This is a genomic window from Vibrio gigantis (assembly GCF_024347515.1).
Lineage (GTDB): Bacteria > Pseudomonadota > Gammaproteobacteria > Enterobacterales > Vibrionaceae > Vibrio > Vibrio gigantis.
Window position 1 is genome coordinate 337,297 of the sequence record NZ_AP025492.1, and the last position, 14,311, is coordinate 351,607.

The window sequence follows — 14,311 nt, forward strand, 5'->3', positions numbered from 1 at the left end:
TTTAGACGTCTAGACTCCTTTTTAATGTGTGATAGGATGGAGGGATAATTAAAGGAATGAGGTTGTACCGTGGGAAGTAATGTAAGGCAAAAGATTGACGCTCTGTTGAAGCAACGAATTTTACTGATTGATGGTGGCATGGGCACCATGATTCAGGACTATAAATTGGAAGAGCAAGACTATCGTGGTGAACGCTTTGCTGATTGGCATAGTGACCTAAAAGGTAACAATGACCTTTTAGTACTGACACAACCTCAGCTTATCAAAGATATCCATTCACAATATTTGCAAGCTGGGGCTGACATCCTCGAAACCAATACCTTTAACGCTACAACCATCGCTATGGCCGACTATGATATGGAAAGCCTTAGTGAAGAAATTAACTTTGCGGCCGCTAAGCTTGCCCGTGAAGCGGCTGATGAGTGGACGGCAAAGACCCCAGAAAAACCTCGCTTTGTGGCGGGTGTATTAGGTCCGACTAACCGTACTTGTTCTATCTCTCCAGATGTTAATGATCCGGGTTACCGTAATGTTAGCTTTGACGAGTTGGTCGAAGCTTACTCTGAATCGACTCGTGCGCTTATTAAAGGCGGTTCAGACCTAATTCTTATTGAAACTATCTTCGACACACTAAATGCCAAAGCGTGTGCTTTTGCTGTGGAATCTGTTTTCGAAGAAGTGGGAATCTCTCTGCCTGTAATGATCTCAGGCACCATTACTGATGCATCAGGTCGTACACTTTCAGGGCAGACAACTGAGGCTTTCTATAATGCGCTTCGTCATGTTAAACCTATCTCGTTCGGATTGAACTGTGCACTAGGGCCTGATGAGTTACGTGAGTATGTCGGTGAGATGTCTCGTATCTCTGAGAGCTATGTTTCTGCTCACCCAAATGCGGGTTTACCTAACGCATTTGGTGAGTATGATCTTTCACCTGAAGACATGGCTGAGCATGTTAAAGAGTGGGCTGAAAGTGGCTTCTTGAATTTGATTGGTGGCTGTTGTGGTACTACTCCAGAGCATATTCGCCAAATGGCAGAAGCGGTTGAAGGTGTTACTCCTCGTCAATTACCTGACCTACCAGTATCGTGTCGTTTATCTGGTTTAGAACCTCTGACCATAGCTAAAGAGTCTCTGTTTGTGAACGTGGGTGAGCGTACTAACGTTACCGGTTCTGCGCGTTTCAAGCGTTTGATCAAAGAAGAGCTTTACGACGAAGCATTGAGTGTTGCTCGTGAGCAAGTCGAAAATGGCGCTCAGATTATCGATATCAACATGGATGAAGGGATGCTAGACGCTGAAGCGTGTATGGTTAAATTCCTTAATTTATGTGCCTCTGAACCAGAAATTTCAAAAGTACCAGTAATGGTCGACTCTTCAAAATGGGAAGTTATCGAAGCTGGCCTGAAATGTATTCAGGGTAAAGGTATCGTCAACTCTATCTCTCTAAAAGAAGGTAAAGAGAAATTTGTCGAGCAAGCCAAGTTAGTTCGTCGCTATGGTGCTGCCGTTATTGTGATGGCTTTTGATGAAGTTGGTCAGGCTGATACACGTGAACGTAAAGTTGAAATCTGTACCAATGCCTACAACATTCTTGTTGATGAAGTTGGCTTCCCTCCTGAAGACATTATTTTTGACCCGAATATCTTCGCGGTTGCGACTGGCATTGATGAACATAACAACTATGCGGTTGATTTCATTGAAGCAGTGGGAGATATCAAACGCGATCTCCCTCATGCGATGATCTCTGGTGGCGTATCGAACGTGTCGTTCTCATTCCGTGGCAATAACTACGTCCGTGAGGCAATCCACGCAGTATTCCTATATCACTGTTTTAAAAACGGTATGGATATGGGCATTGTAAATGCTGGTCAGCTGGAGATTTACGATAATGTTCCTGAAGACCTGCGTGATGCTGTTGAAGATGTAGTACTAAACCGTCGTGATGATTCGACGGAACGTTTGCTTGATATGGCAACTGAGTACCTAGAGCGAGCAGTAGGTAAAGTTGAAGACAAGTCAGCTCTAGAATGGCGAACTTGGCCTGTAGAGAAGCGCTTAGAGCACTCTTTAGTTAAAGGTATTACAGACTTTATAGTTGAAGACACTGAAGAAGCTCGTGTTAATGCCTCTCGCCCTATTGAAGTGATTGAAGGTCCTCTAATGGACGGCATGAACGTTGTAGGTGACCTATTTGGTGAAGGTAAGATGTTCTTACCACAGGTAGTTAAGTCTGCGCGTGTAATGAAGCAGGCTGTTGCGCACTTAGAACCGTTCATCAATGCATCCAAAGAAGTGGGTGCGACTAACGGTAAGATTCTGTTAGCGACCGTTAAAGGCGATGTTCACGATATCGGCAAAAATATCGTTGGCGTGGTTTTGCAGTGTAACAACTACGAAATTATCGACTTAGGCGTAATGGTTTCTTGTGAAAAGATTCTTAAGGTCGCTAAAGAAGAGAACGTCGACATTATCGGCTTATCTGGTTTGATAACGCCATCTCTTGATGAAATGGTACACGTTGCCAAAGAGATGGAAAGACAAGGCTTTAAGCTTCCTCTATTGATTGGTGGCGCGACCACCTCTAAAGCGCATACCGCGGTGAAGATTGAGCAAAACTACTCTGAGCCAGTGGTTTATGTAAATAACGCCTCTCGTGCTGTGGGCGTATGTACCTCACTTCTCTCTGATGAATTGAAACCTGCTTTCGTCGAGAAGTTAGATATCGATTATGACCGCGTTCGTGATCAACATAATCGTAAGAAACCTCGTACTAAGCCTGTGACACTTGAAAAAGCTCGTGCTAATAAAGTGGCGATCGATTGGGACGCTTATACACCACCGGCACCGGCTAAGCCGGGAGTGCACATATTCAATGACTTCGATGTGGCTACGTTACGTAATTATATCGATTGGACGCCATTCTTCATGACGTGGTCTTTAGTTGGTAAGTACCCTGCGATTCTTGAGCATGAAGAAGTGGGCGAAGAAGCGAAACGTTTATTCAAAGACGCGAACGATCTGTTAGACCGTGTGGAGAAAGAGAAACTACTTGAAGCTCGTGGTATGTGTGCGATGTTCCCTGCCAACAGTGTTGGTGATGATATTGAGGTGTATACCGATGAATCTCGTACCGAAGTTCTAAAGGTTCTACACAATCTTCGTCAACAAACAGAGAAACCCAAAGGCTTTAACTATTGCCTGTCTGATTACATCGCTCCAAAAGACAGTGGTAAAGCGGACTGGATTGGTGGCTTTGCGGTAACGGGTGGTATCGGTGAACGAGAGTTGGCTGATGAATACAAAGCGAAAGGTGATGACTACAATGCGATCATGATTCAGGCGGTTGCTGACCGATTGGCTGAAGCGTTCGCGGAGTATCTGCATAAAGAAGTGAGAAAGGACATTTGGGGTTACTCACCCGATGAGGATTTGTCTAACGACGATTTGATTCGAGAGAAGTACCAAGGCATTCGTCCTGCTCCGGGTTACCCTGCTTGTCCAGAGCATACAGAGAAAGGTACGTTGTGGGAGTTGATGGACGTTGAAAAAGCAATCGACATGTCGCTAACGACGAGCTACGCAATGTGGCCAGGTGCTTCCGTGTCTGGTATGTACTTCTCACATCCTGATGCCCGATACTTTGCGATTGCACAGATTCAGCAGGATCAAGTGGATAGCTATGCTGACCGTAAAGGCTGGGATATGTTAGAGGCAGAGAGATGGTTGGGGCCAAATATTAACTAATGATTGTTCCATAACGTAAAAAGGAAAAGGGTTGCTCAAGAGCAACCCTTTTTGTTCCTGTGATTTGGCTAATTCAAACCAATCTGTTAACCGCCTCTCTTATTCAAATAGCTCTTGATGCAGTTTTTGAATTGCCAGTTTAGATACAGACTCATCCAACAAGAAGCATAGGTTGTGTGGACTTGCCCCGTAACAAATCATGCGCAGGTTGAAGTCTTCAAGAGTGCCGAACACCTGCTTCGCATAGCCTTTACTTTCACTCATGTTGTTACCAATAAGGGCAACAAGGCATAGATCGTGCTCAATATCGACAGAACACAGCTCTTCAAGCTCAAGACGAGCGGCTTCAGGTAGCTCAGGAGCACCACCTGATGTGTCCGTTTGATCCAGAGTAAGTGAAACACTGATCTCTGAGGTGGTGATAAGATCGACCGAGATCTTATGTTTAGCAAGGATCTCGAACACTTTTGCCAAAAAACCATACGCATGGAACATGTTAGCGCTACGGAGTGTAACCATGGTTTGGTTACATCGTAGGGCAAGCGCTCTGAACAGTGGAGAGCTTTCTACCTGTTGGCGAATCCAAGTGCCACCTAATTCTGGTGCTTTAGAGGAGCCGACAAATACCGGGATTTGGTGGCGCAGTGCAGGTACTAGAGTTGATGGGTGCAAGATCTTCGCACCAAAATTTGCCATTTCCGATGCTTCACTGAAGCTGATCTCAGGGATAGGGGAAGCTTTAGGTGCAATACGAGGGTCAGTAGTGTAGATACCTGGAACATCCGTCCAGATCTCTAAACCAATCGCCTGTACCGATTCGGCAATCAGTGCTGCTGAATAATCACTGCCACCTCGGCCTAAAGTCGTGGTGTTGCCTTCGCTATCAGCACCGATAAAGCCTTGGGTAACGACTACTTGTTGTCGGCAAAGTGGAATAAGTTTCTCTTGTGCTAGAGCGGCAATATCTTCTAGTTGAGGTTCGGCTTTACCAAAATCATCATTAGTACGCATTACATCTCTGATATCGAAACGAACAGCAGGGGTGCCTCGTTCACGAATGATTTGAGCCAAGATGTGTGTCGACATCAACTCGCCACATGCGACGAGGTGATCAGTCAGTTTGGTACTGGTTTGGAATGATGCGGCCTCTGCAGCGCTTGCAATGTCATCAAGAATACAGTGAACTTCTTTCTCGATGCTGATTGGGTCTGCGAGTTGGTCAAGAATTGCATTATGAATGTCCGTTAATTGCGCCATTAGTTCCTGACGACGAGCTTTGTCTTGAACACCATTCGCCAGTTCAACTAGCAAGTTAGTGACGCCAGAGCATGCACTACTCACGACCAGTTTCGTATTTGAGTTGTTTTCAATAATGGCAGCACAACGGCTCATTGCTTCAAAGTTGGCAACACTTGTTCCACCAAACTTAGCGACATTAAAAGAACCAGCTACATTAGATGCACTCACGATATATCTCCCACGACTTCCTAAAATAAAATTACGGTTGGGTAATCCAACGTCCGATGTTTTTCGAAGAGAGTTTTAGAGCAAAAAGAGAGGAATTATTAGAATAGTAACCTCAGAAGCTCTTCACCATATAGAAATGGCGACAGTTGACGGGATTCAGCCCGCTCAACCGATAATAAAGGTCCTGCATCCTTTTATTATCTCGGCACTGCTCCCCATAAATGTTTTGTATTGGAAATGCGGTTCCACAAAACATCTGCCTGGGCAGTGCTCCTCTTCTGCTAGATAGCCATTTCATTGAACGTGTTTGCGGTAACAATGTCAATTGGTAACTTGAGATTATTGAAAAATAATTTTAACAATTATGTGACAGTGGTTTGACCTCAATACTTATGGCTAATTGCTGAGGTAATCAATTTGCTTTAGGGTGGATTGTTCACAACATTAACGTAAGGGATGTACATGTCTAATTTAACACTCACTACTGCTATCGATAGCTTTTATCCACCACACCGAACGTTAATGGGACCAGGTCCTTCTGATATTTCACCTCAAGTGCTACAGGCTTTGAGCCGTCCTACGATAGGTCACCTAGATCCGTTGTTTATTGCGATGATGGATGAGCTTAAACAGCTTCTTAAGTACGCTTTTCAGACTGAAAACGAATTTACGATTGCCGTTTCTGCACCGGGCAGCGCGGGTATGGAAACCTGTTTTGTTAACTTGATTGAGCCTGGTGAAAAGGTAATCGTTTGTCGTAACGGTGTCTTCGGTGAGCGTATGCGAGAAAATGTGGTGCGCTGTGGTGGCGAAGCCATCCTTGTTGACGACGAGTGGGGCAAGCCTGTTTCTGTCGACAAAGTAGAAAAAGCATTGGCAGAAAACCCCGATGCTGTTGCTGTCGCGTTTGTGCATGCCGAGACATCAACTGGAGCGCTATCGGATGCTCAAGCTATCTCGGCTATTGCTCGTCAGTTTGATGCCTTAACGATTGTCGATGCGGTGACATCATTAGGTGGTGTGCCATTGCTGGTTGATGAGTGGCAGCTTGATGCGGTTTATTCGGGAAGCCAGAAATGTCTATCTTGTGTGCCGGGTTTGTCTCCAGTGACTTTCTCTCAGCGTGCTGTCGAGAAAATGAAGGCGCGTCAATCACCAGTACAAAGTTGGTTCTTAGATCAGAGCTTGGTATTAGGTTATTGGAGTGGCGAAGGTAAGCGTAGCTATCACCATACTGCACCTGTAAACAGTCTTTATGCGCTACATGAGTCTCTTGTGCTACTGAAAAATGAAGGCCTAGATAATGCCTGGTCTCGCCATCACGCAATGCATCAAGAGTTGAAAGAGGGAGTCGAAGCTTTAGGACTGAAGTTTGTGGTTGATGAAGATAGCCGCTTACCACAACTTAACGCACTTTATTTCCCTGAAGGAATTGATGAGGCTAAGATCAGATCGCAGCTTCTAGAAGAATATAACCTTGAAATCGGTGCTGGGCTTGGCTCTTTGGCTGGTAAGGCGTGGCGTATCGGCCTAATGGGTTACGGTGCTCGTAAAGAGAATGTCGCGCTGTGTCTAAAAGCGCTAAAAGATGTTTTGAAATAGTTGTAATTAACTGAAATTAAAAAAAGCGCACGAGAGAACGTGCGCTTTTTTTGTTTGCTTTAAAGGTAATACGACGAATTAATATCTCGTAAACTCTTAGTTACTCTGCCGACGAGACGTTGTTTTCAGCTTGAGATATTTTCTTGTATTGAACCTGTGAAAAGTCTCTGTTTGGGAATAAAAACTTTGCTTCGCTACGGATCTGTTCCGCCTTACTTTCTTCTCCGAGCCCTTGATACGCCAAAATCAAGTTACTGTAGAAAGCAGGTCTTGGCTTGCTCTTTATGATCTCCAACGACCAATCAATGTAAGGCTGTATAAGGCTAGGATCGGCTTTATATAGACCAATGTTAAGGTAGGTGCTGTATATGTCCCAATCGTAGCGATCTTTCCAAACGACTGGGTTAGTCACTTGTTTGAGAATATCTGGGTTCTTTGGCTTAGACAGTTCAAACTTAGTCAGTACATAGTTGGTATGCAGAGCGCTCAACATATAAAAACTCACCAAGATAGGTATTACTAAGCTCGATACTCGAAACAAGGTTTTACTTATGATACTGAACGGCTGTTGATAATGTCGGGAAGAGCGTTGATCGACCCAGTAAATCAATATAATGAACGTTATCCAGTGAATTGCAGAGTGATAAAAAGGATACTCAAGCTGGGAGTGTAAAAGGATTGGGATGAATAAAGCGAGCAGAGCTAGTCGCGTTCCTTTTGCAGAACTTGCTATGCGTGACATAACCAATATTGCAGCTATCAAGATCCCGATGATTGGTACAATTCCCCCTTCTACTCCCCAAAACAGGAATTCATTGTGCGGGTGATCCATTGAAGGAAGACCTGGATGATAGTTCGAGTTGAGTTGATGTTGGCGAGCTGTATATAGCGTGTACTCAGACTCAAATTTTCCGTAACCATAACCTGTAAATGGCTTTTCGATCATCATATCTAGAGCTTGTGGAAACGTATAAGCTCTTGGGCTTTCTAAGTTAGCCCTTTTGCTTGCGAGGCTGTCAGTCGAACTGAGGCTGATCACCGAAAAAGCGACGATGACACCGACAAGCACTGATGCGCACCAACCGTAGAAGCGTTTCTTGGTCGAGAATTTGTATAGGTAAGGCAGAATACATACAAACCCAATGACAGCTGCCAACCATCCCGTACGTGACGCAATAATAATTAGTAAGGGTACAGTTAAGGTTGGAGTTAAATACAGTAAGAATGACTCGCTAATCTTGTGATTATATTTAGCGGGCTGTCTCGCTAAAAGATAAGCAGATAGCACAAAACCAGTAGCAAGGAAGCTTGCCATTACATTAGGCTGTTGGAATATCCCATATGGTCGGTTCGCAGAAGTGTTGTAACCAAATAGGTTGCCAGGCTCCAATAAGAAATATTGCATATAGCCAAAGAGTGCTTGTATAACCACAGCAAGCACAATGAACCACAACATGCGTTGCTTGTGCTTATTGCTGAACTTAAATTGCTGCAGCACGACGAACAGTGCGAAGCCTGCCCATAACCCGAGTAAGCGCCCTGATGCTCCTTGAGGTGCGGCATTGCTGTATAGAATCGGCAGTGTCAGTATCACGCAGCTGATCAGTAAACCTACGGTTAGCTTGGAATATTTAAGTACCCGATTTGTCGCTAGTTGATAAAAACCAATTGCTAAGGTGAAGCTTAATGCTAGCCAAGTTGTTGGGTTAAATGATAACGCAAGGCCTGAGCCGCCAGGGTTCGGCATAAAAAAATGCATGGCTAACAAGAATACAACAGCTAAAGAAGCCAGAAATGCTTTATTGAGTGGCAGCTGAGTGACCTGATTTTCTAGCTGGGTACCGCTAGTGTGTATTGTTGCCATAAATCCCTAACCTTATAAAAACGGAGCTTGTTCCCTCTGAAACAAGCTCCGTTACTTTAACATTTTTCTGTGTGCTCGCAGGGCGCTATTTTACACCTACTTCAAATTTAACATAGGCTTAAGGAAGCGAGCTGTGTGTGAACCTTCGACTAACGCCACATCTTCAGGTGTACCTTCTGCAACAATCTCACCGCCACCTTGACCACCTTCAGGGCCAAGATCTAGGATCCAGTCTGCTGTTTTAACGACATCTAAGTTATGCTCAATCACCACAACCGTATTACCGTGATCGCGTAGTCTATGTAATACCGTCAATAGCTGCTGGATATCGTGGAAATGAAGACCTGTTGTTGGTTCATCAAGAATGTATAAGGTTTTTCCTGTATCTCGCTTGGATAGCTCACGCGCTAATTTAACACGCTGTGCTTCACCACCAGATAAGGTTGTCGCTGCTTGCCCTAATCGAATGTAAGAGAGGCCTACGTCCATGAGTGTTTGCAGTTTACGTGCAATCACTGGAACTGGATTAAAGAACGCACGCGCATCTTCTACGGTCATTTCTAGAACTTCGTCAATGGTTTTGCCTTTATAACGAACTTCTAGTGTTTCACGGTTATAGCGCTTACCTTTACACACATCACAAGGCACATATACATCGGGCAAGAAGTGCATCTCCACTTTGATTACACCATCACCCTGACAAGCCTCACAACGGCCACCTCGAACGTTAAAACTAAATCGTCCTGGCTTGTAACCGCGGGAACGTGATTCCTGAGTGCCTGCGAACAATTCACGGATAGGAGTGAAGATCCCGGTGTAGGTCGCAGGGTTTGATCTTGGTGTACGACCGATAGGACTTTGATCAATATCGATTACTTTGTCGAAATGCTCTAAGCCTTTTATCTTTTTGTGTTGTGCAGGAACCGCAGTCGTTGCACCGTTTAATTGAGTGTGGGCGACTTTAAAGAAGGTGTCGTTGATCAGCGTTGATTTACCCGAGCCTGAAACCCCTGTAATACAACTAAATAAACCAACTGGAATAGTGGCAGTGACATTTTTTAAATTGTTACCTGACGCGCCAATGATCTCGACAACCTTTTTCTTATCGATCGGTGTTCTCTTTTCTGGCACTGCAATTTCTTTAGCACCGCTCAGGTATTGGCCCGTCAATGAGTTCGGGTTTTCGATGATGTCTTGCATGGTACCTTCTGCAACCACGTGACCACCATGAACCCCTGCTCCTGGACCGATATCAATAACATGGTCAGCGCAACGAATTGCATCTTCGTCATGTTCCACAACAAGCACGGTATTACCTAAGTCTCTGAGGTGAATCAAGGTTTGCAGTAGACGTTCATTATCACGCTGGTGGAGGCCAATTGATGGCTCATCGAGTACATACATAACGCCAACTAGTCCTGCTCCAATTTGACTTGCTAGACGAATACGTTGCGCTTCACCACCAGACAGAGTTTCAGCACTGCGTGATAGGTTCAGGTAATTTAAACCAACGTTGACTAAGAAATGCAGGCGATCATTGATCTCTTTCATCACTTTGTCTGCGATTTGTCCACGCTGACCGTCTAGCTTCAATTCTTGGAAAAATTGTAGAGCGTCAGCAATGCTGAGTTCAACGATTTCTGGCAGTGTTGTATCACCAATGAAGACATTACGAGCTTCTAGTCTCAGACGAGTACCGTCACAGCTTGAGCATGACTTCGTTGAGATGTACTTAGCAAGATCTTCTCGAACCGCGCTTGATTCAGTATCACGATAACGGCGCTCGAGCGTATTTAAAATGCCTTCAAACGGATGACGTTTTACGCGGATATCACCACGATCATTGATGTATTTGAATTCAACTTCAGTGCGACCGGAGCCTTTGAGAATGATCTCTTGAGTCTTCTTTGGTAGAGAGTTAAATGGCGCAAACAGATCAAAACCATAATGCTCTGACAGTGATGTTAGCATCTGGAAATAGTAATAGTTCTTTTGATCCCAACCTTTGATCGCACCTTCTGCAATGCTTAGGCTCTCATCTAAAATTACCCGGCTTGGATCAAAATACTGTTGAACACCAAGACCATCACACGTACCACAAGCACCGGCTGGGTTATTAAATGAGAACAGGCGAGGCTCAAGTTCCTGCATGCTGTAACCACATTTTGGACAAGCGAAGTTAGCAGAGAATACGATTTCTTCTTGATCTGTTTCATCCATCCAACCGACAATGGCAATACCACCAGAGAGTTCTAATGTGGTCTCGAATGACTCAGCTAAGCGCTGTTGAAGATCAGGACGAACCTTGAATCTGTCTACCACAACTTCAATGGTGTGCTTCTTATGAAGTTCAAGTGCTGGTGGATCGGATAGATCACAGGTTTCGCCATCAATGCGCGCACGGATAAAGCCTTGCGCAGCTAAGTTTTCCAGTGTTTTAACATGTTCACCTTTGCGCTCTTTGACGATCGGTGCCATTAACATCATCCTTGAACCTTCAGGTAGTTCTAATACCTTATCGACCATTTGGCTGATGGTTTGCGCAGCTAGGGGAGTGTTGTGATCTGGACAGCGAGGTTCGCCAACTCGCGCGTACAATAATCTAAGATAATCATAGACTTCAGTAATTGTACCGACGGTTGAACGAGGGTTATGTGAAGTCGACTTTTGTTCTATTGAGATAGCTGGAGATAGGCCTTCAATATGGTCGACATCAGGCTTTTCCATAAGGGATAGAAATTGGCGAGCGTAAGCAGACAAAGACTCAACATAGCGGCGCTGACCTTCTGCGTAGAGTGTGTCAAACGCAAGTGATGACTTTCCTGAACCTGATAATCCGGTGATAACAGTCAGTTTGTCACGTGGAATGGTTAGGTTGACGTCTTTGAGGTTATGCGTACGAGCGCCTCTAATTTCTATTTTATCCATCTCAATAGACCATGTAATTTTAAGTGGCTAAAGTATTACATAGAGTGAGATTTGTGCAAAGTTTTACTGGATAAAAAAACAGTAAAATCCAAAAGGGCGACTCAAAGAGTCGCCCTTTTTATAATCTGTAACGTTAGTTATTAGCTAGCCGTTATGCTTCTTTTGTTGTTGAGTGTTTACCTAGCTCAATTTGTTGCTGGTCTTTCTTGTATAGGTTTTCAAAGCAGTAGTTTGTTGCTTCGATGTAGCCTTCTACACTACCACAGTCAAAACGTTGGCCTTTAAATTTGTAAGCCAATACACAGCCTGCTTTTGCTTGTTTAAGCAAAGCATCAGTAATCTGGATTTCGCCGCCTTTGCCTGGTTCCGTTTGTTCGATTAGCTCAAAGATATCTGGAGTTAGAATATAACGGCCAATGATCGCTAGGTTGCTTGGCGCAGTGCCTTGCTCTGGTTTCTCAACCATGTCATCAACACGGAAAAGGTCATCTTTAATCATTTCGCCAGAGATAACACCGTACTTGTGAGTCTCTTCCTCTGGAACTTCTTGTACTGCAACAATTGAGCAGCGGAACTGTTTGTATAGCGCAACCATTTGAGCTAATACGCCTTGCTGTTCGTTAACACAAAGGTCATCGGCAAGTACGACTGCGAATGGTTCATCACCAACCAGTTCACGACCTGTCAAGATAGCGTGACCAAGGCCTTTCATTTCACGTTGGCGAATATAAGTGAAGTTTGCAGCTTCAATTGTTTCGCGGATATTAACCAACAAGTCTTCTTTGTTGGTACCACTAATCTGGTGCTCAAGCTCGTAGTTCTTATCAAAGTGGTCCATCAACGAGTGCTTACCACGTCCAGTAACAATACACATTCCATCCATACCAGCTTCGATAGCTTCCTCTACACCGTATTCAATCAGAGGTTTGTTTACAACTGGCATCATTTCTTTCGGCATTGATTTAGTTGCTGGTAAGAAACGTGTACCGTAGCCAGCTGCCGGGAAAAGGCACTTTTTGATCATGATAAGACCCTTTATCTATAATAATTATTGATTCAACTGAGTTGTTGATATTTCTGAGGGCAACTCTAGCATAAGTGATGTCGAAAATTCAGCAACAATACCTATGGTTTACTAGAGCTTTCCTCAAAATTATCGTCAGATTAAGAGACGGATCGATTATGCAAGCAGATTCTGGTTTGCCCACGCAATGGCTTGAACTCTATTTTTGACCGCTAACTTACGGAATATCTGATAAAGGTGGGATTTGACCGTGAACTCACTAATAAATAAGTCATCGGCTATTTGCGTGTTTGATGACCCTGACTGAAGGCAACGAATAACCTGGATCTCGCGAATGGTGAGATCAACATTAGTAGGTGTTGTGTTGGTATTGACCATATTACGATAATAAAACAGCAGTTGATTGGTTACCTTTCTCGGCAGCCAGTTATCGCCATCAATGACTTCTTGAAGACCACGAGCAATCTTATCTTTTTGCTCTGTGCTGTAAAATAGCCCTTTAAGTACACCATAGGTAAGAAGTTCCGAGGTTGGAAGTTGCTGAGGGACATTGAATAAGATGATCTCATGGTTTTTCCACATAACAGCCAGGTTAGGACAAATAACCAGTAGTTGTGGCACCTCTTTATAATCGACGAGCAAGATCCGATTGCTCTGCTTTCTATCAACTAGCATTAATTCATCGGGCGTCATTTTGTAGAGAATAATAGATAAATGCTTTTCTATCTCTTTTACATGTAGATAGGTGTCGTTTGGGTCGATGCACAGAAAATGCAAAGTGCGAGCGTATCGTGATTTTCTCATTGAAACGTCCTGCTTTGGTAGAATTAGATTCCACGTTGTCATGCAGGCTTTCGCTTCTCTAGCGCCTTAATTGTGACTTGCGTTGAATATCAATTATCAAAGTAAATGAGAGGTTTGTAAGTGGAGAAAAAAGCAACATCGCTCTGAATATCATGATTTGTTACGTTTTTATTCTTTGTCTTGAGGAGAGAATAGGAATGCGATTTATCACTGCAGAAAAGCATGCTATTCTTGTGCGCTAAAATTTTCTGAGACTATGAATTTAGACGGAGCAAATCATGGCTAGCCGTGGAGTTAACAAAGTTATATTAGTGGGTAACCTAGGTAATGACCCTGAAATTCGTTACATGCCAAATGGTGGCGCAGTAGCGAACATTACCATTGCAACGTCAGAGTCATGGCGTGATAAAGCAACTGGCGAGCAGCGTGAAAAAACAGAATGGCACCGTGTTGCGCTGTTTGGCAAGCTAGCGGAAGTTGCTGGTGAGTACCTACGTAAAGGTTCTCAAGTTTACATTGAAGGTCAACTTCAAACTCGTAAATGGCAAGATCAAAGCGGTCAAGATCGCTACACAACAGAAGTGGTTGTTCAAGGCTTCAACGGTGTTATGCAAATGCTTGGCGGCCGTGCTCAAGGTGGTGCTCCTGCTCAAGGTGGTATGGGTAACAACCAACAGCAAGGTGGTTGGGGCCAACCACAGCAGCCACAACAACAGCAGCAACAATACAGTGCTCCAGCTCAACAGCAGCCGAAAGCACCTCAACAAGCTCCTCAGCAGGCTCAACCTCAATATAATGAGCCGCCAATGGATTTTGATGATGACATCCCATTTTAAGCCCTGTTTTTAATATATTATAAAGACAGTATTAAATTG

General features: G+C 44.1%; 8 protein-coding genes and 1 riboswitch. Of the genes, 3 read left to right on the forward strand and 5 right to left on the reverse strand.

The genetic code is table 11. The features are described from left to right. The first annotated feature begins 69 nt into the window (after positions 1-69). Positions 70-3,747 (forward strand): methionine synthase, encoded by a 3,678-nt coding sequence (gene metH, locus OCV56_RS01615; protein ID WP_086713490.1) that lies wholly within the window; start codon positions 70-72, stop codon positions 3,745-3,747. 99 nt (positions 3,748-3,846) lie between these two features. Here metH and lysC read toward each other — a convergent pair whose 3' ends face one another. Then, a complete protein-coding gene (gene lysC, locus OCV56_RS01620) occupies positions 3,847-5,214 on the reverse strand; it encodes a lysine-sensitive aspartokinase 3 (protein ID WP_086713489.1) in 1,368 nt (455 codons plus the stop codon). Between the two features lie 108 nt (positions 5,215-5,322). Beyond that, positions 5,323-5,500: riboswitch (Lysine riboswitch) on the reverse strand. A gap of 176 nt (positions 5,501-5,676) precedes the next feature. Between lysC and OCV56_RS01625 the strand changes: the two genes are divergently transcribed. Then, positions 5,677-6,816 (forward strand): pyridoxal-phosphate-dependent aminotransferase family protein, encoded by a 1,140-nt coding sequence (locus OCV56_RS01625; protein WP_086713488.1) that lies wholly within the window; start codon positions 5,677-5,679, stop codon positions 6,814-6,816. A 100-nt stretch (positions 6,817-6,916) separates the two neighbouring features. Here the strand turns inward: OCV56_RS01625 and OCV56_RS01630 are convergent, their stop codons facing one another. The 4 genes from OCV56_RS01630 to OCV56_RS01645 form a co-directional block, all read right to left on the reverse strand. Continuing rightward, positions 6,917-8,680, reverse strand: coding sequence for a PglL family O-oligosaccharyltransferase (locus OCV56_RS01630; RefSeq protein ID WP_086713487.1), 1,764 nt, complete (start codon positions 8,678-8,680; stop codon positions 6,917-6,919). 96 nt (positions 8,681-8,776) lie between these two features. Then, positions 8,777-11,608: an excinuclease ABC subunit UvrA gene (gene uvrA / locus OCV56_RS01635; protein ID WP_086713486.1), complete on the reverse strand. Its 2,832-nt coding sequence runs from the start codon at positions 11,606-11,608 to the stop codon at positions 8,777-8,779. A 151-nt stretch (positions 11,609-11,759) separates the two neighbouring features. Continuing rightward, on the reverse strand, positions 11,760-12,632 hold the full coding sequence (galU, locus tag OCV56_RS01640) for a UTP--glucose-1-phosphate uridylyltransferase GalU (RefSeq protein WP_086713485.1): 873 nt from the start codon (positions 12,630-12,632) through the stop codon (positions 11,760-11,762). Positions 12,633-12,788: 156 nt separating this feature from the next. Continuing rightward, a complete protein-coding gene (locus OCV56_RS01645) occupies positions 12,789-13,436 on the reverse strand; it encodes a LuxR C-terminal-related transcriptional regulator (RefSeq protein ID WP_086713492.1) in 648 nt (215 codons plus the stop codon). A gap of 278 nt (positions 13,437-13,714) precedes the next feature. Here OCV56_RS01645 and OCV56_RS01650 point away from each other — a divergent pair, with 278 nt between their 5' ends. After that, a complete protein-coding gene (locus tag OCV56_RS01650; RefSeq protein WP_017061342.1) occupies positions 13,715-14,272 on the forward strand; it encodes a single-stranded DNA-binding protein in 558 nt (185 codons plus the stop codon). Positions 14,273-14,311 lie beyond the last annotated feature (39 nt).